Origin of the sequence: Mesorhizobium sp. M0306 (assembly GCF_040321655.1) — a bacterium.
GTDB lineage: Bacteria > Pseudomonadota > Alphaproteobacteria > Rhizobiales > Rhizobiaceae > Mesorhizobium.
Window position 1 is genome coordinate 116,990 of the sequence record NZ_JAMYRY010000002.1, and the last position, 16,788, is coordinate 133,777.

Below are 16,788 nucleotides of genomic sequence, written 5' to 3' on the forward strand. Positions count from 1 at the left end.
AACCGCGCCTGATAGTCCGAAGACCGAGTGGTTTTTTCGGGGCCATGCGCCAACCGGATCCGCAGATGAACCCCCGCACGCGCCAAACCCTCGAGTTCATCCTCGACAATCTCGTCTGGTTCATGCTGGTCTTCGTGCTGGTGGTCTTTTCCATCCTCATCCCGAACTATTTTCAGCTCGGCATCTTCGCCAACATCATCGAGGCGTCGAGCGTGCTCGGCGTGATGTCGATCGGCTTGGCGCTGGTCATCATCGCCGGCCATATGGACCTGTCGGTCGAATCGGTGGCGGCGCTCAGCGCCATGGCGGTCGGCATCCTGTTCTGCTCGTCGGGCATCGGCCTTGGCATCCAGTTGCAGCCGCAATGGCTGATGGTTCCGGTTTCGCTGCTCATCGCGCTTGCCGTCGGCGGCCTCATCGGCGCCTTCAACGGCTATCTGGTGGTCAGGGTGAAGATGAGCGCCTTCATCATCACACTGGCCTCCTACATCTGGGTGCGCGGCCTGGTGCTGGTCATCTCCGGCGGCCGCTCGGCGCAGGACCTTGCGCCGGCGATCCGCTGGTTCGGCATCCAGCGCCTGGGCGGCCTGCCGCTGACTGCCTGGATCGCCATTGCGTGTTTCGTGGTGTTCTCGCTGATCATGGCCAAGACGCCCTTCGGCAGGCACCTGGTCATGATCGGCGGCAACGAGACGGCGACCTTTCGCGCCGGCATCCGCGTCAACCGCAACCTTGTCATAGCCTTCGTTCTCGCCGGCGCCATCGCCGGCCTTGCCGGCTGGCTGCTGGCGATCCGCACCTCCGGCGCAACCGCCAATCTCGGCGTCGGCCTGTTGTTCAATGCCTTCGCCGCGGTCGTCATCGGCGGCGTCAGCCTGAAAGGCGGCGTCGGCACCTTACCCGGCGTCTATGCCGGCGTGCTGCTGCTCTCCGCCATCAACACGGCGATCAATCTGATGGGCCTGCCGGCCAACTTCACCCAGGTGATCCACGGCCTGCTGGTGCTCGCCGCCGTGCTGCTCGACGCGTTCAAGCAAACAATCCGCCAGAGGCTCGCATGAGCAGCCTACCGCAAACCGGGAGACTTTTTGGCAAGGTGGCGCTGGTCATCGGCGCCGCCCGCGGCATTGGAAAGGCGATCGCGCAGCGCTTTGCCGAGGAAGACGCAAAGGTGGTGCTGGCCGATACCGAGACCGAAGCCGGACAAGCAACGGCAGATGAGGTCGGCGCCCACTTCATTCGCACCGACATTTCGCAGATGGCCGATGCGGAAGCCGCCGTGGCGCTGGCCCTCGACCGTCACGGCCGGCTCGACATCATGGTGCAGAATGCCGGCATCTATCCCTGGCAATTGCTGGAAAACACCAGTCCCGACGACTGGGACCGGGTCATGGCAGTGAACTTGCGCGGCAGCTTCATCGCCGCGCGCGCCGCACTGGTGCCGATGAAGGCGCAGCACTTTGGCCGCATGCTGTTCACCTCCTCGATCACCGGCCCGCATGTCACCAGCCCCGGCCACGGCCATTATTCTGCGACCAAGGCCGGCATCAACGGGCTGATCCGTTCGGCTGCGCTCGAATTTTCGGGCTACGGCATTACAGTCAACGGCGTCGAGCCCGGCAACATCCTCACCGAAGGCATAGAGCAGCATCGCGGTGCGGCCTTCATCAAGAACATGGAAGACGCCATCCCGCTCGGCCGCCTCGGCAGCCCGCGCGACGTGGCCAACGCCTTCCTGTTCCTGGCCTCGGATGACGCCAGCTACATCACCGGCACGACCATCATCGTCGACGGCGGGCAGCTTTTGCCCGAGGGCAAGGATTTCCGGCTGCTGCCGCCATGATCCTCGATTTCGGCGGCGGTTTCTTCCTGCGCCGGGCGACCGCCGCCGATCATGCAGCGCTTGCGATGATCTGTCTCAAGACCGGCGATGCCGGCAAGGACGCCAGCGGCCGCGAGGACGACCCGGACCTGCTCGGCCTCCTCTACACCATTCCCTATCAGGTCCTCGAACCCGAGCTGGCCTTCATTGTCGATAGTCCCGCAGGTGCGGCCGGCTATCTGCTTGGTGCAGTCGAAACAGCCGCTTTCAATGCCAGCCTGGCATCAGACTGGTATCCCGACCTGCAGCGACGTGTCGCCGACCCGGGATCCGACAGCTCACACTGGCGCGGCAGCGATTGGGCGCGGCACAGGATCCATCATCCCGCTTTCGCTGTCCCGCCTGCACTGGCGGCCTACCCGTCGCACGGCCACATCGACCTGTTGCCGCAAGCGCGCGGGAAAGGCATCGGCAGGCGCGCGATGGCCTTCCTCGAGCAGCGCCTTGCCGCGAGAGGCTCGACCGGCATCCACCTCGAAGTCATGCCGGAGAACGATGATGCGGTAAGGTTCTACAAGGCGATCGGATTTGAGGTGGTGCAGGTGCCGAAGCGTTGTGTTTATGTGGCGAAACGGCTTGCTCATGCTCCGGCGATTGCAGGCTGAGCTGCGGCAAGCAATCGCTCAGGTTACCGGGAGGCTTATAGAACTACGATGCTGCCGTTCTGCAGCAGCCAGCTGCCCCGCGTGAACACCTTTGCCGCGGGAACGAAACCTTCGTCGGGACCACGTGTTCCACCACCAAAAAAGTCCGCAGCATCAACACGGTGCGGGCTAATTCGAGTGTTAGCGGAGCGTCTACTAGTCCAGCGGGAGCGGAAGGGGAACATCCGTAACCGTTCCCCCGGCCACAATCGAGAGCACATAAAGCAGATAAATGGCTAACACCAACAGCGCAAGGAATGAACCGCTGGCAAAGACTCCCGCAACCGTGGCGTCGGGATAAGGTTCAACTTTTTCTTTCTTGAAGATTTCTTCTTCGTTACGGGTTGTCACAACCCGTTCGCCTGGAAGCCGGTTTTTTTCAGCCTCCTTCGATATCTTATCCGCGAGATCTCCTGCGATCACAGGATCATTCGGAAGATGACTCGTAAGCCACCCAGGAATATTTTCGCTTCCGCCCATGCCCATATGCAAGTAAGATTTAGCTTTCTTTTGTGCTCCCTTAAATTACTGTAAGTTTTAACTTTCGGCAATCGTTTGCCGCATAGCGAGGCATCAGACCAGACTTAAGTCCCAACAGAAAGACCGTTTGAATCAGACTAAAGTCCTAGTAGACTCATCCGCGTCACCCGAACCGTGAAGCATTTGCGAGCGGAGATACGGTAACGACAACGAAACCATTGGTTGTGTTGAGGCTGGTGCTTGCCTGCGGACAACTCAGTATCGAGGGTCCATGTGCACTACGGGGGACCTTAGCGTCGACAAACCACGTGCGTGTTAGCCAATCTCGATACCATCACCCTCGACACGCCTGCCTTGGCTCTGCGACCTCTTCAGCAGTGAATGTGACGCCTCGATCAGCCGGCGCGATAAGGGCGATCGTGTAGCGAAGTTCCTCAATCAGCGCGGTTCCGTGTTCAGTGGTCTGACGAGCATGTGCTACTGGGATGTTATCGGGCTCCCGAGGGAATTCTTTCACGTCCGACCTCCAGGCCGTGCCGACATTATCGCGAAGGGTCAACGCCCGGCATTGACTCTGTATCCGGGCAACCAAAGAAGCCTGCCGCGTCTTTTCGATGCGGCCGGGCGATCAGAGATTGCGCCGGACGGGTCAGCTTTGGGGCGATGGAGTGTAGCCCGGTGCATGCAGATTGGCGAAATGATAAAGGATACCAGATGGTTGCGTCTACCAATCGCCAGTTGGACGAGTCGCCTGCAGTGCAGGCGTATGAGCCTGACGTGGCACGAACATGCCTGGTTGAAACACGTGGCGGAAAATGGTGGGCGATGACGGGCTCGAACCGCCGACATCTTCGGTGTAAACGAAGCGCTCTACCAACTGAGCTAATCGCCCGCTCCGGGCCGGACCTTTAAGCAGTTAGGACCGGCTTCGCAAGGCCAAATGAGCGGCCAGCGGCTTGGCCGGGAGCCGGTTTCGGCAACAAAGTTCTGCTTGTCAAAAAACCTTCTGCTGTTTGCTGTTATGCTGTCCGGGTCCGCTTGACACCCGGTGGCTTACCCCTTATCCACCGCCCCAACGACGAACACGGCTGACACGTGCTCGTCCATGCGCGGGTGTAGCTCAGTTGGTTAGAGTGCCGGCCTGTCACGCCGGAGGTCGCGGGTTCGAGCCCCGTCACTCGCGCCATTTCTCCTTGGGGTCACGTCCCCTTGATGTCGGAGAAATGTCGACGTTGATTTGTCAAAACCATCTTCTTTCGTGACCCAGTCCAGGTTCATTGCTTCGAATGGCATCGATCCTTATCCATCGACCTGCCAGCCTGTTGTGGTCCAGCCTGAAGACGATAATCTCTCGGACAGGCGCCGAGTCTAACCCATTCGCTGCCGCTTACAGTCTCATCCCGCAGCGACGGGCTCACCCCCTCGCCAGCAGCGCCTCGACTTCCGGCAGCGTCGGCATGGACGGGGCGGTGCCTGGACGCGTCACCGAGATGCCGGCGACGGCGCAGGCGAAGCGCACCGCCTGCAAGGGTTCCATCCCTCTCGACAGCGCGGCAGCCAGGCCGCCATTGAAGGCGTCGCCCGCGCCGGTGGTCTCGATGACCGGGCCGGCGGCGACCGCCGCGACATGCTCGGAACGATCGGCCGCATGCAGCAGCGCACCCTTTTCGCCGAGCGTCACGATGACCGCGCCAACGCCTTTCTCCAGCAGGCTGTCGGCAGCACGGCGGGCATCGTCGATGGAGGACACCTTTATGCCGGTCAGTTCCTCGGCCTCAGTCTCGTTCGGCGTGACATAGTCGCAAAGCGTGTAGATACGGTCCGGAAGCTTAGCCGCCGGCGCCGGGTTGAGGATGGTGGTCACCCCTGCCCCGCGCGCGATCTCCAGCGCCCGCAGCGCCGCCTCGATCGGCTGTTCGAGCTGGGTGACGAAGACGCCGGCCGCGCGGATCAGGCCGGCATTTGCCTCGATATCGACGGGCGAGATCAGCATCGCCGCACCGGGGCTGACGATGATGGCGTTGTTGCCGCTCGTCTCCTCGATGAAGATGTAGGCGGCACCGGTGTAGCTTTCCGGCGTGTCGATGACGGCGCTCTTTACGCCTGCATGCGCCCAAGTCTGCCTCGCCATGTCAGCGAAAGGGTCGACGCCGAGCCGGGTCAGGAAGGTGACGTCGGCGCCGAGCCGGCCGGCCGCCACTGCCTGGTTCGAGCCCTTGCCGCCAGGGCCGAGCGTAAAGGACGTGCCCAGGATCGTCTCGCCCATGCGCGGCTGGCGGGCGGCGCGGTAGGCGGTGTCGGCGACGAAGACGCCTAATATGACAACCGGCTTCGTGACGATCGGTTTCGCCGGCATGCCGCTACTCCGCATCCGGCGGCACGATACCCTTTCGGAAGCCAAAACAGCCATAGAAGCGGCGCTCGCCGGTCTGGATGACGCAATAGGCCTTCTTGGCGCGTTCGTAGAAGGCGTAGCGCTCGACCGAGATCATCGGCCAGGCCTTGCCCTCGGCGGCATCGATCTCTTTTTGCACTTCCTGCTGCACGGCGGGAATGTCGTCCGGCTTGCCGACGATCTCCATGCGCGCGGCCGCGTCATCGACGAAGGTGTCCAGCGGATAGAGCGAAAGCACCGCCTTGACCACGTCGGCCGCCGATGCATCGATGCGCAGCAGCCGCCCAAGCACAGTCTGGCGCGCCACCGAATCGGACGGGAAATTGGTGTCGGCGATAATCAGATCGTCGCCGTGGCCCATCGCCCGCAGCGCCTGCAGCACATCGGCATTGAGCAGGGGATTGATTCCTTTGAGCATGGTATTCCTCGCGAAGTTTGCTGGGGCGAAATCAGAGACGCTTGCCGGTCTCTGCGTCGAAGAGATGCACCTGGTCGAGCCGCGGTTTCAGGTGCAGTGTGTCGCCCGGCTTGAAGTCGTGGCGTTCACGGAACAGCGCCACCATCTCGCCCTCGCCGAAGCGCAGGAACACCAAAGTCTCGGAACCGGTCGGCTCGACCACCGAAATCTTCGCCGGAACACCATCGGGATGGATTTCGAGATGCTCGGGCCGCACGCCGTAGACGACATTGCGGCCATCTTCCACGGCACTGTTCGCCGCAATCGGGAACCGCGTCCCGGCGATCTCGACGACGGGCTTGTCGCCCTTGCGCACGACGCCCTTGAGCAGGTTCATCGAGGGCGAGCCGATGAAGCCGGCGACAAACAGGTTGGCCGGCCGGTCGAACAATTCCAGCGGCGCGCCGACCTGTTCGATGCGACCGTCGCGCATCACCACGATCTTGTCGGCCATGGTCATGGCCTCGATCTGGTCGTGGGTGACGTAGATGGTGGTGGTCTTCAGCCGCTGGTGCAGTTCCTTGATCTCGGTGCGCATCTGGACACGCAGCTTGGCATCGAGATTGGAGAGCGGCTCGTCGAACAGGAACACCTGCGGGTTACGCACGATGGCGCGGCCCATGGCGACGCGCTGGCGCTGGCCGCCGGAGAGCTGGCGCGGATAGCGCTTGAGGTAGGGGTTGAGGTCGAGGATGTCGGCGGCGCGCTTGACCCGCTCAGTGACCACCGCCGGGTCGGTTTTGCGCAGCTTGAGAGCAAAGGCCATGTTCTGCTCGACCGTCTTGTGCGGATAGAGCGCGTAGTTCTGGAACACCATGGCGATGTCGCGCTTGGCCGGCGGCAGATGGTTGACGACGCGCTCGCCGATGGCAATGGTGCCGCCGGAGACGGTTTCCAGCCCAGCCACCATCCTCAGCAGCGTGGACTTGCCGCAGCCGGAAGGCCCGACCAGCACCACGAACTGCCCGTCGGCGATGTCGACGCTGACATCGTGCAGAACCTTGACGGTTCCGAACGCCTTGGCAACATTGCGGATCGCGACTTGAGCCATTATTCCCCCTTCAGTTGCCGTGAAGCTAAACAACGCAAACGGCGAGGGCAAGTCAGTCTCTTATAGATAAAAAACCCATTCACGTTGACACCGCACTTCGTTGTGCGAATAGTGACAATTGCCCGGCTTATGACCCTGTTCCGGGCGCACCGGTACGCTTGTCCGGTACTGAATGCCAAGCGTCGCGGGAGGGAGAATTCGGGCCGCTATTTACGGGAGTCGCTGTCGTTGGGAACATAATCGGCGCTCCACCATCTGAACCAATTCACAATTGACCTTCTGGGAGGAACGAGATGAAAGTCAGCCTTTATAACCAACTTGTCCGCGCCGGGGCCACCCGCCGCGACGTGCTGAAGGGAGCGGCCAGCATGGCCGCCCTCGCCACGGCCTCAAGCGCCGGACTTGGTGCCCTGTCGCGCCCGGCTGCGGCCGCCGACGATCTGCGCGCGCAGATCCTGCAGATCCCGGGCGTCGGCAAGGGTCAGCCGACCGATGCCGACTTCCAGCAGGTCGGCGAGCTTTGCCTGGGAGCCACCAAGGCCAATGTCAAGGAAGGCGAATTCGCCGGTGTCGAACTCACCTTCATGGGCCTCAACAATCAGAACCTGCACAATGTGCTGTTTCGCGGTTTCCTGAAGCCGTGGGAGACCTATACCGGCGCCAAGATCAACTGGATCGACCTGGCGCAGGCTGACTACAACGCCCGCCTGCAGCAGTCGATTGCGACCGGCACCGTCGATTTCGACATCATCGAAATGGGAGCACCGTTCGAAGGCGACGTCTGCGGCAAGGGTCTCACCTCCGAGATGCCGGACTGGGTCAAGGACCAGATCGACATGAAGGATGTCGTGGCCTATCTGCAGCCGCCGGTGGGCACATGGGACGGCAAGCAATATCGCGTGACCGTTGACGGCGACGCACATAATTTCAACTACCGCACCGACGTGTTCGCCGATGCCGACCTCGCCAAGGCCTGGAAGGACGGCGGCGGAGAAGGCGAATGGGGCGTGCCGAAGACCTGGCAGCAGGTGCAGGCGGTGACGAAATTCCTCAAGGGCAAGCAGGTGAAGGGCCAGGATGTCTTTGGCTATCTCGATGCGCCCAAGCCCTGGGGCGGTTTCGGCTTTTATTTCCTCGGCAGCCGCGCCAGCGCCTACGCCAAGCATCCCGATGACAAGGCCTGGCTGTTCGATGCCGACACGATGAAGCCGCGTGTCAACAATCCGGCATGGGTGCGGGCGATCCAGGACGTCATCGATGCCCTGCCCTCCGAACCTGCCGACCAGATCAACGCCGACCCGAACACCACCGCCTTCCAGCAATTCCTGGCAGGCACCGGTTCGATGGTCACCTGGTGGGGCGACGTCGGTTCGAACGTCAAGACCAACGATTCCTCGGTGGTCGGCGACATCACCGGCTTCTCGATCCTGCCGGGCTCGGACGATGTCTACAACTCCAAGACCGGCCAGTGGGACAAGCTCGCCAGCGGTCCGAACCATGCGCCGAACTGCGCCTATCTCGGCTGGGGCGTCTATGTCATGGCCCGCGTCGACAGCGACGAAAAGAAGAAGAAGGCGGCATGGTCTGCCGCTGCCCATCTCGGCGGCAAGGACCTGTCGCTCTGGTGCGCGGCCTATCCGTCGGGTTTCCAGCCCTATCGCAACTCGCATTTCAACATTCCGGAATGGGTGGCGGCGGGCTACGACGAGGCGTTCATCACCTCGTATCTGAAGTCGGAAGCCGACAGCTACAACCATCCCAACGCGGCGATCGAGCCGCGCATCCCCGGCATCTTCCAATACTACAGCGCCGCCGAGGACATTTTGGCCAACACCTTTGCCGGCAAGATGAAGGCGCAGGAAGGCGCCGACGCCATCGCAGCCGCCTGGGAGAAGCTGACCGACCAGATCGGCCGCGACAACCAGATCAAGCTCTACAAGGCCTCGCTCGGCATGTAGGCTGAGATCGTGAAACTTGGTCCGGCGGCGCACAGCCGCCGGACCTCCCCGTGACCGACTTGGCCTCGACCGGCTCGGCCGGTCATCGAGCCTCCTGTGAACGGGCAAGACGCGTGGCTGACCGGACCCTGGCTGACCAGACTTTGTCGACAAGTGAATGGCCGGCAGGCGCCGTGCCATCCGACCTGATACCGCGGAGCCGCAAACGGCTTGGCTGGGCGCTGATGGCTGCTGCAACGCTCGGCCTTCTGGCGGTGATTGCGCTGCAGATCCTTTACAAGAGCGATGTCGACGCTATCGGCTTCGAGACTTGGCGGCCGGTGGTCTACGCCTATGTGCTGTGGGGTGTCGCGCTTGGCATCGGCCAGGTGCTGACGCGCGGCGAGGACGGCCAGCGCGCGCTGTTCCTGCTGCCGGCGCTGCTGTTCACCATTGCCATGGTGATCTTCCCGACGCTGTTCGGCTTCTACATCGCGCTGACCGACTGGAACCTCAGTTCCTTCAGCGGAAGGCAGTTCAACGGGCTCGACAATTTCTGGCAGATGCTGAACGACGCCTATTATCGCAACGCGCTGTTCAATATGGTGCTCTACGTGCTGGCGGTGTTCGTCGAATATGTCATCGCCTTCGGCCTGGCGCTGCTGCTCAACGCGCAGATTAGGGCACGAAAATTCTTCCGCGTCGTGTTTCTCATGCCCCTGATGCTGTCGCCGGTCGCGGTTTCGTGGATGATCGGCAAGTCGCTGATGGAATACCGCTTCGGGCCCGCCGCGACGCTGGCGCGGCATCTCGGCTGGGAAAACCCGGCCTTCTTCTCCAACCCGATCACCGCCCGCATCTCGATCATGGTGCTCGATGCCTGGACTTTCATCCCGTTCATGATGATCATGCTGCTCGCCGGCCTGCAGGCGATGTCGCGCGAGGTGCTCGAGGCGGCGCGTGTCGATGGCGCCACCGCCTGGCAGACTTTCTGGCAAGTCACCTTCCCGCTGATGCTGCCGGTGTCGGTGACGGCGGTCATCCTGCGCATCATCTTCAAGCTGAAGCTTGCCGACATCATCATCACCGTCACCTCCGGCGGCCCGGGCGGCGCGACCGATTCGGTGTCCAGTTTCATCTACCGCGAATATCGCGACCGCTCGAACGTCGGCTACGGCACGATGCTGGCGATGGCCTATTTGATCATCATCATCGTGTTCGTGACCTGGCTGCTGAAATTCGCCACCCGCTTCGTGCGCAACGTCAACTGATCGGGCCGGCAAGATGAGCGTTCAAACCACCGACTATGCCGCCTCCGAAATCCGCTCGCCGGCGAGCTTCGTCGCCAACCGCGTCTTCATCTACGGCGCCCTCATCTTCTGGGCTTTCATCTGCCTGTTCCCGATTTATTGGACGATAACCACCTCGTTCAAGACCGCGGTCGACGTCACCCAGGGCCATCTGATCCCGTTCGTCGATTTCCAGCCCGATTGGAAAGGCTGGCGTTCGCTCGGCCTGTCGCCGGACTCGATCTTTCGGACGTCGACGGTGCGCGACGAATTCATCAAGCGCTTCATGAATTCGGTCATCACCTCGGTCGGCGCGTCGACCCTCGCCATCGTCATCGGCAGCCTCGCCGCCTACGGGCTGACCCGCTACCGCTACAAATTCGCCTGGTTCAGGAACGAGGACATCTCCTTCTTCTTCCTGTCGCAGCTGATCCTGCCGCCGGTGGTGCTGGCCCTGCCGTTCCTCGTGCTCTACCGGGAAGTCGGCCTGCTCGACACACGCGTCGGGCTGATCCTGCTCTACACGCTGATGGTGCTGCCGATCGTCATCTGGATCATGCGCGACCAGTTCAACTCCATCCCGGTGGAGTTGGAGGAGGCAGCACTCGTCGACGGCCTATCGATCTGGGGCGCCTTCTTGCGCATCGTCATGCCGATCGCGCTGCCCGGCATGGTCGCGGCCTTCATCCTGGCGATGGTGCTGTGCTGGAACGAGTATTTCTTCGCCGCGCTCCTGACCTCGACCGATGCCAAGACCATTCCTGTCATGGTGGCGAGCCAGACCGGCTCACAAGGCATCAACTGGTGGTCGATGGCAGCGCTTGCCACCGCCGCCATCACACCGCTCGCCGTCATCGGCATCGCGCTCGAGCGCTACCTGATCATGGGCATGACAGCGGGCGCGGTGAAATAACTGCGCCAGCTCTCCCTTCTCCCCTTGTTTGTGGGAGAAGGGAAAACCGCGCTAACCCGAAAGTGTTGCCCGCAAATGCTCGAGGATCATGGCAACCCCTTTTTGCCCCAATTCCGCCGAGGCTTCGGGCGCACTTGCCGTGTACCAGCCGGTGTTGTCGGCGAAGCGGCCGGCATCCACCGCTTCCGGGCACAACGCCAGCATCAGTGACGTCTCGCCGATGCCGGCATGGTCGAACGGATACTGGCTGTGCATTGAGGCCGGCATCAGCGGATGCACCTGCACCCAGTTGAAGAAATTGATGCCCTCGGCGTGCTCGGCATAATAGTCGGCCATCGCCGCAGAGCCCCACCAGCCTTCGCCGCGTTCTTTCTCCAGGAAGCGGAAGATCGCCTGCCGGCCGGCGGCCTTGAAGGCGAGATCGGTTGGCATGCCGGCGGCAAAATTTTCGGTCTGGTGGTGAATGATGGCATGGATGTTGCGGAAGCCAATGCGCAGCAGGCTGTAGAACAGTTCTTCCGCAAATGGCGCCAGCACATTGCCGCCGACCTGCACCGAGCCGCTGCCTTCCGGCGCTGCAACCGTATAGCTCGCCGCGCCGTAATAGAAGGGCGGCAGCATGACGATGTCGGCTTCTTTTTCAAACAGTTCCAGGCTCTTGACCACCGCCAGCGTGTCCATGCCGACGGCCATGTGCTCGCCATGATATTCGAGCACACCGAGCGGCAACACGACCGGCCGGTTCTCGGCGATCGCCTTGCGGATCTGGTGCGGCAGCATCAATTCGTAGCGCATGACACCTACTCCATATTGGTGTGGCGAGCGCGCATCGCTTCCGGCGAGACGCCGGTCAGATCCCTGAGCTTCAGCACCATCACTTCGAAGAGGACGAACAGCGCGCCTTCGAAAACCGAGCCCATCGGCAGGACGGATGTCTTTTCCGGGCCCTGGTCGTCGGCCATGGTCTGAGCAGGAATAAGCAGTGTGACGTCGGCCAGCTTTGCGGCAGTGCTGTCGGCTTGCGCGGTGAGCAGCAGGACGGCGGCACCGGCCTCGCGCGCGACCCGCATCAAGGTCAGCACGGTCGAGGTCTCGCCCGGGCCGGAGCTGGCGAGGAAGACATCGCCCGCGCCCAGCGGCGGCGTGGTCATGTCGCCGACGACCGACACCGGCAAGCCGAGATGATAGAGCCGCATGGTAAAACCCTTGACCTGCAGCGCCTCGCGGCCGCAGCCATAGGTGACGATCTTTTTAGCGCCGGCCAAGCTGGCGCAAGCCGCGTCGATGCGGCTTTCGTCGATGCGCTCCAGCACGGTGCCAAGTTCGTTCAGCGCAATCCCAAACAGGTTTTCGCCGGCGTCCGTCATGACATTTGCACCAGCTTGCAGGTGCCGGAGAACCACTTGAATATCTCAGTCACATCTGCCCCGAACGGCTTGTTTTCACTCATGCTATCACCGCGAAAATCGGTGTCCAACGACACGCAGTGCTTTTGATGCGCCGCAGCCGTGATAGTGTCATGGCAAATCGCAAAAACGAGGAAACGGCAGCATATGAAGACACGGCATTTCGACCGCATCGGCAATGGCGGCATCAACTTCACCGAGCTCGGCTTCGGCACCGCGCCGCTCGGCAATCTCTACCGCGCCGTCTCCGACGAGGATGCCAATGCCACTCTGGAGACGGCATGGCGGGTCGGCTGCCGCTACTTCGACACCGCGCCGCTTTATGGGCTGGGCCTTGCCGAAACGCGGCTCAATCCGTTCCTGCGTTCGAAGAAGCGCGACGACTACGTGCTGTCCAGCAAAATCGGGCGCATCATGCGCGCCTGCCCGCCGGAACAGCGCACCGGCATCGGCAAATTCTTCGACACCCCATCGCGCCGCGAGGTCTACGATTACAGCTATGACGGCGTCATGCGCTCCTTCGAAGCCTCGCTGGAACGGCTCGGCGTCGACCGCATCGACATCCTCTTCGTGCACGATGTCGACATCTTCACCCATGGCAGCAAGGAAGCCTCGGACCAGCGCATCCAGGAATTCATGAGCTCCGGCTACTACGGATTGCTGGCATTGCGCGACCAGGGCGTGATCAAGGCGTTCGGCGGCGGCATCAACGAGTGGCCGGTTGCCCAGACGCTGGCCGAGCGCGGCGATTTCGATCTGTTCCTGCTTGCCGGGCGTTACACGCTGCTGGAGCAGGAAGCGCTGCAGTCTTTCCTGCCGCTATGCCAGCAACGCGGCATCGGCATCGTTCTCGGCGGGCCGTACAATTCCGGCATCCTGGCAACCGGGCCGAAGCCCGGCGCCTACTACAATTATTCGGAGGCGCCGCAGGACATCATCGACCGCGTTACCCGCATCGAGGCCGTCTGCAAGCGCCACGGCGTGCGCCTGATCGAGGCGGCGCTGCAGTTCCCGCTGCTGCATCCTTCCGTCGTCTCGGTAATCCCCGGCGGCCAGCGGCCGGGCGAAGTCGAAAGCAATCGCTCGCTGCTCGACGCGAAGCTGCCATCGGCGCTGTGGGCCGATCTCAAGAACGAAGGCTTGATGCGCACTGACGCGCCGACGGCATAGCGCCGCCCTTTCCAACAGAAAAGAAAAACCGGATATGCCGGCTTTTCTTTTCTCTGAAAGACTTAAGGAGGCGCTTAGTTGACAGCGTCCTTGAGGCCCTTGCCGGCCGAGAACTTCGGCACGGTGCGCGCCGGGATCTTCACTTCCGCACCGGTCTGCGGATTGCGGCCGGTCGACGCGGCGCGTTTTGACACGGTGAAATTTCCGAAGCCGACAAGCCGGACATCGCCGCCCTTTTTCAGTTCGCCGGTGATGACGGAAAACACCGCATCAACCGCCGACTGCGCGTCACCCTTCGAAATACTCGCGGCATCGGCGACAGCGGATACCAGTTCGTTCTTGTTCATAAAAATTCCCTTCCATGAGAAAACCGGAACACTCGACTCAATCCGGCAGGAAACGGACTTTAGAAAGAAGCGCTCCGGCAACCAAGTCGAAAAGCGTCAAGAAAGTCGAAAAAAGCCCGGAAATCCGGGGTTCTTCACATGAAAAAGCCGGGCTCAAGGCCCGGCTCTCTCTTTGTGCATTGCAACTTTAGCAAGAGCTAATGCGCTAGCGATTTACCAGCCTCGTCTCCGACATCGACCACGGCCGGCGCATTAACGGGTTCGACCCACTGGATGGGTTCCGGCATGCGCACCAGCGCATGGCGCAACACTTCGCCAACGCGTGAGACCGGAATGATTTCCATGCCGCTCTTCACGTTTTCCGGAATCTCCGCCAGATCCTTGGCGTTCTCTTCCGGGATCAGCACCTTCTTGATGCCGCCGCGGAGTGCGGCAAGCAGCTTTTCCTTAAGGCCGCCGATCGGCAGCACCCTGCCGCGCAGCGTGATCTCGCCGGTCATCGCCACATCGGCCCTGACCGGGATACCGGTCAGCACCGAGACAATCGCCGTCGCCATCGCCACGCCAGCCGACGGTCCGTCCTTCGGGGTTGCACCCTCTGGCACGTGGACGTGGATATCGCGCTTGTCGAACAGCGGCGGCTCGACGCCGAAATCGATGGCCCGCGAGCGGACGTAAGAGGCCGCCGCAGAGATCGATTCCTTCATCACGTCGCGCAGATTGCCGGTCACGGTCATGCGGCCCTTGCCGGGCATCATGACGCCTTCCACCGTCAACAGCTCGCCGCCGACTTCCGTCCAGGCGAGCCCGGTGACCACGCCGACCTGATCGTCGCTCTCGACCTGGCCGAAGCGGAAGCGCGGAACACCAAGGTAATCGGCAAGATTGTCCGCCGTGATGTTGATCGTCTTCTTCTTCGTCTTCAGGATCTCGGTCACCGCCTTGCGCCCGAGCTTCATCAGCTCGCGCTCCAGGCTCCTGACGCCCGCTTCACGGGTGTAGGTCTGGATGATGCCGCGGATCGCGTCCTCGCCGACGGAGAACTCCTTCGGCTGCAACGCGTGGTCGCGGATCACCTTGGGCATCAGGTGACGCTTGGCGATTTCGATCTTCTCGTCCTCGGTGTAGCCGGCGATACGGATGATCTCCATGCGGTCCATCAAGGGCGCAGGGATGTTCAGCGTGTTCGCCGTCGTCACGAACATCACGCTCGACAGGTCGTATTCGACCTCGAGGTAATGGTCCATGAACGTCGAGTTCTGCTCGGGATCGAGCACCTCGAGCAAAGCCGATGACGGATCGCCGCGGAAATCCTGGCCCATCTTGTCGATCTCGTCGAGCAGGAAGAGCGGGTTGGATTTCTTCGCCTTCTTCATCGACTGGATGACCTTGCCGGGCATCGAGCCGATATAGGTGCGGCGGTGACCACGGATCTCGGCTTCGTCGCGCACGCCGCCCAGCGCCATGCGGATGAACTCGCGGCCGGTCGCCTTGGCGATCGACTTGCCGAGCGACGTCTTGCCGACGCCGGGAGGTCCGACGAGGCACAGGATCGGCCCCTTCAGCTTCTTCTGGCGGCTTTGCACGGCGAGGTATTCGACGATGCGGTCCTTGACCTTGTCGAGGCCGAAATGATCCGTATCGAGCACGTTCTGGGCAAAGGCCAGATCCTGCTTGACCTTGGAGTTCCTGCCCCACGGGATCGACAGCAGCCAGTCGAGATAGTTGCGCACGACGGTCGATTCAGCCGACATCGGCGACATCGTCCGCAGCTTCTTCAGTTCGGCTTCCGCCTTTTCGCGGGCCTCCTTGGAGAGCTTGGTCTTCTTGATGCGCGCCTCGATCTCGGCGGCCTCGTCGCGGCCGTCCTCGCCCTCGCCGAGCTCCTTCTGGATCGCCTTCATCTGCTCGTTGAGGTAGTATTCACGCTGCGTCTTCTCCATCTGGCGCTTGACGCGCGAGCGGATGCGCTTCTCCACCTGGAGCACCGAGATTTCGGCTTCCATGAAGCCCATCGCCTTCTCCAGCCGTTCCTTGACGGACAGCGTGGCGAGCATCTCCTGCTTCTCGGGGATCTTGATGGCAAGATGCGAAGCGACCGTGTCGGCGAGCTTGGAATAGTCGTCGATCTGGCTGGCGGCACCTACCACTTCGGGCGAGATCTTCTTGTTCAGCTTGACGTAGTTCTCGAAGTCGGTGACCACGGAACGCGCCAGCGCCTCGACCTCGACCTCTTCCTCATCCGGTTCGACCAGCGCAGCAGCACGGGCCTCATGGAAGTCGGGACGGTCGGTGAACGCGACGATTTTCGCGCGCGAGGCGCCTTCGACCAGCACCTTCACGGTGCCGTCCGGCAGTTTCAGCAATTGCAGCACATTGGCGAGCGTGCCGATGTCAAAGATGGCATCGGGCTCCGGATCGTCGTCGGCGGCATTCATCTGGGTCGCGAGCAGGATCTGCTTTTCCTGACCCATCACTTCTTCCAGCGCTTTGATCGACTTTTCACGCCCGACAAAGAGCGGAACGATCATGTGCGGGAACACCACGATGTCGCGCAGTGGGAGGACTGCAAAGACGCCGTCGCTGGGAGCCTTGGATAATTTGGCCATTGTCCAACCTTTCATGTCGCGGCCGTCAATCGGCCAACCGCGAATCTCATATTAACGACCGGGGATCGTTCCGCCTACCACCGTTTGTGACGGGAGTTTTACAGCACAGAATTCGGCACCACGGCCTTCTGCCATTAGTTGGAGGCACAGGGGGTAAAGATCAAGGGTCAACACGGTCCGTCCCTCCAATCCGCGGCCATTACGCGGC

15 protein-coding genes and 2 tRNA genes are annotated in these 16,788 nt (G+C 61.9%); 8 read left to right on the forward strand and 9 right to left on the reverse strand.

Translation table 11 applies throughout. The features are described from left to right. The first annotated feature begins 65 nt into the window (after positions 1-65). Genes NKI95_RS05490 through NKI95_RS05500 form a run of 3 tightly spaced genes read left to right on the forward strand, consistent with a single transcriptional unit; the run spans position 66 to position 2,487 of the window. The gene (locus tag NKI95_RS05490) at positions 66-1,061 is read left to right on the forward strand and encodes an ABC transporter permease (protein WP_031193507.1); all 996 of its coding nucleotides are present in this window, start codon (positions 66-68) and stop codon (positions 1,059-1,061) included. Then, positions 1,058-1,843 carry an SDR family oxidoreductase gene (locus NKI95_RS05495; RefSeq protein WP_352714748.1) on the forward strand — a complete coding sequence of 262 codons (786 nt, stop codon included), beginning with the start codon at positions 1,058-1,060 and terminating at the stop codon, positions 1,841-1,843. Before NKI95_RS05490 ends, NKI95_RS05495 begins: the two co-directional genes overlap by 4 nt. Then, complete coding sequence (locus tag NKI95_RS05500) at positions 1,840-2,487, forward strand: GNAT family N-acetyltransferase (RefSeq protein WP_352714750.1); 648 nt, start codon at positions 1,840-1,842, stop codon at positions 2,485-2,487. Before NKI95_RS05495 ends, NKI95_RS05500 begins: the two co-directional genes overlap by 4 nt. 195 nt (positions 2,488-2,682) lie before the next feature. Here the strand turns inward: NKI95_RS05500 and NKI95_RS05505 are convergent, their stop codons facing one another. Beyond that, positions 2,683-3,006 carry a hypothetical protein gene (locus NKI95_RS05505; RefSeq protein WP_352714752.1) on the reverse strand — a complete coding sequence of 108 codons (324 nt, stop codon included), beginning with the start codon at positions 3,004-3,006 and terminating at the stop codon, positions 2,683-2,685. Positions 3,007-3,822: 816 nt separating this feature from the next. Next, a tRNA-Val gene (locus NKI95_RS05510) sits at positions 3,823-3,898 on the reverse strand. A gap of 217 nt (positions 3,899-4,115) precedes the next feature. Between NKI95_RS05510 and NKI95_RS05515 the strand changes: the two genes are divergently transcribed. After that, positions 4,116-4,192, forward strand: a tRNA-Asp gene (locus NKI95_RS05515). 228 nt (positions 4,193-4,420) lie between these two features. Here NKI95_RS05515 and rbsK read toward each other — a convergent pair. Genes rbsK through NKI95_RS05530 form a run of 3 tightly spaced genes read right to left on the reverse strand, consistent with a single transcriptional unit; the run spans position 4,421 to position 6,909 of the window. Then, positions 4,421-5,362 carry a ribokinase gene (gene rbsK, locus NKI95_RS05520; protein WP_352714754.1) on the reverse strand — a complete coding sequence of 314 codons (942 nt, stop codon included), beginning with the start codon at positions 5,360-5,362 and terminating at the stop codon, positions 4,421-4,423. A 4-nt stretch (positions 5,363-5,366) separates the two neighbouring features. Continuing rightward, the gene (locus NKI95_RS05525) at positions 5,367-5,819 is read right to left on the reverse strand and encodes an RbsD/FucU family protein (protein ID WP_352714756.1); all 453 of its coding nucleotides are present in this window, start codon (positions 5,817-5,819) and stop codon (positions 5,367-5,369) included. Positions 5,820-5,850: 31 nt separating this feature from the next. Next, positions 5,851-6,909 (reverse strand): ABC transporter ATP-binding protein, encoded by a 1,059-nt coding sequence (locus NKI95_RS05530; RefSeq protein WP_352714758.1) that lies wholly within the window; start codon positions 6,907-6,909, stop codon positions 5,851-5,853. A 293-nt stretch (positions 6,910-7,202) separates the two neighbouring features. On the opposite strand from NKI95_RS05530, the gene NKI95_RS05535 reads away from it, so the two are divergent. The 3 genes from NKI95_RS05535 to NKI95_RS05545 all read left to right on the forward strand — a co-directional run bounded on the left by NKI95_RS05535 (position 7,203) and on the right by NKI95_RS05545 (position 11,048). Continuing rightward, positions 7,203-8,867 (forward strand): ABC transporter substrate-binding protein, encoded by a 1,665-nt coding sequence (locus tag NKI95_RS05535; RefSeq protein WP_352714760.1) that lies wholly within the window; start codon positions 7,203-7,205, stop codon positions 8,865-8,867. 128 nt (positions 8,868-8,995) lie between these two features. Next, positions 8,996-10,117, forward strand: a complete 1,122-nt coding sequence (locus tag NKI95_RS05540) for a carbohydrate ABC transporter permease (protein WP_352715223.1) — start codon at positions 8,996-8,998, stop codon at positions 10,115-10,117. Between the two features lie 13 nt (positions 10,118-10,130). After that, complete coding sequence (locus NKI95_RS05545) at positions 10,131-11,048, forward strand: carbohydrate ABC transporter permease (RefSeq protein WP_352449354.1); 918 nt, start codon at positions 10,131-10,133, stop codon at positions 11,046-11,048. 51 nt (positions 11,049-11,099) lie between these two features. On the opposite strand, the gene NKI95_RS05550 is transcribed toward NKI95_RS05545, so the two are convergent. Continuing rightward, positions 11,100-11,843: a creatininase family protein gene (locus NKI95_RS05550; RefSeq protein WP_352714761.1), complete on the reverse strand. Its 744-nt coding sequence runs from the start codon at positions 11,841-11,843 to the stop codon at positions 11,100-11,102. Between the two features lie 5 nt (positions 11,844-11,848). Further along, positions 11,849-12,415 carry a 6-phospho-3-hexuloisomerase gene (gene hxlB, locus NKI95_RS05555; RefSeq protein WP_352714763.1) on the reverse strand — a complete coding sequence of 189 codons (567 nt, stop codon included), beginning with the start codon at positions 12,413-12,415 and terminating at the stop codon, positions 11,849-11,851. Positions 12,416-12,601: 186 nt separating this feature from the next. Here hxlB and NKI95_RS05560 point away from each other — a divergent pair, with 186 nt between their 5' ends. Further along, complete coding sequence (locus tag NKI95_RS05560) at positions 12,602-13,624, forward strand: aldo/keto reductase (protein WP_352714765.1); 1,023 nt, start codon at positions 12,602-12,604, stop codon at positions 13,622-13,624. 74 nt (positions 13,625-13,698) lie between these two features. Here NKI95_RS05560 and NKI95_RS05565 read toward each other — a convergent pair whose 3' ends face one another. Both NKI95_RS05565 and lon read right to left on the reverse strand, forming a co-directional pair. After that, positions 13,699-13,971: an HU family DNA-binding protein gene (locus NKI95_RS05565; RefSeq protein WP_006201846.1), complete on the reverse strand. Its 273-nt coding sequence runs from the start codon at positions 13,969-13,971 to the stop codon at positions 13,699-13,701. A 197-nt stretch (positions 13,972-14,168) separates the two neighbouring features. Continuing rightward, positions 14,169-16,580, reverse strand: coding sequence for an endopeptidase La (gene lon / locus NKI95_RS05570; RefSeq protein ID WP_352491903.1), 2,412 nt, complete (start codon positions 16,578-16,580; stop codon positions 14,169-14,171). Between the last annotated feature and the right edge of the window lie 208 nt (positions 16,581-16,788).

Bases quoted from the DNA above. Each gene is read 5' to 3' on its own strand.
- NKI95_RS05490 (WP_031193507.1), top strand. From the start codon at position 66: ATGAACCCCCGCACGCGCCAAACCCTCGAGTTCATCCTCGACAATCTC.
- NKI95_RS05495 (WP_352714748.1), top strand. From the start codon at position 1,058: ATGAGCAGCCTACCGCAAACCGGGAGACTTTTTGGCAAGGTGGCGCTG.
- NKI95_RS05500 (WP_352714750.1), top strand. From the start codon at position 1,840: ATGATCCTCGATTTCGGCGGCGGTTTCTTCCTGCGCCGGGCGACCGCC.
- NKI95_RS05505 (WP_352714752.1), bottom strand. From the start codon at position 3,006: ATGGGCGGAAGCGAAAATATTCCTGGGTGGCTTACGAGTCATCTTCCG.
- rbsK (WP_352714754.1), bottom strand. From the start codon at position 5,362: ATGCCGGCGAAACCGATCGTCACGAAGCCGGTTGTCATATTAGGCGTC.
- NKI95_RS05525 (WP_352714756.1), bottom strand. From the start codon at position 5,819: ATGCTCAAAGGAATCAATCCCCTGCTCAATGCCGATGTGCTGCAGGCG.
- NKI95_RS05530 (WP_352714758.1), bottom strand. From the start codon at position 6,909: ATGGCTCAAGTCGCGATCCGCAATGTTGCCAAGGCGTTCGGAACCGTC.
- NKI95_RS05535 (WP_352714760.1), top strand. From the start codon at position 7,203: ATGAAAGTCAGCCTTTATAACCAACTTGTCCGCGCCGGGGCCACCCGC.
- NKI95_RS05545 (WP_352449354.1), top strand. From the start codon at position 10,131: ATGAGCGTTCAAACCACCGACTATGCCGCCTCCGAAATCCGCTCGCCG.
- NKI95_RS05550 (WP_352714761.1), bottom strand. From the start codon at position 11,843: ATGCGCTACGAATTGATGCTGCCGCACCAGATCCGCAAGGCGATCGCC.
- hxlB (WP_352714763.1), bottom strand. From the start codon at position 12,415: ATGACGGACGCCGGCGAAAACCTGTTTGGGATTGCGCTGAACGAACTT.
- NKI95_RS05560 (WP_352714765.1), top strand. From the start codon at position 12,602: ATGAAGACACGGCATTTCGACCGCATCGGCAATGGCGGCATCAACTTC.
- NKI95_RS05565 (WP_006201846.1), bottom strand. From the start codon at position 13,971: ATGAACAAGAACGAACTGGTATCCGCTGTCGCCGATGCCGCGAGTATT.
- lon (WP_352491903.1), bottom strand. From the start codon at position 16,580: ATGGCCAAATTATCCAAGGCTCCCAGCGACGGCGTCTTTGCAGTCCTC.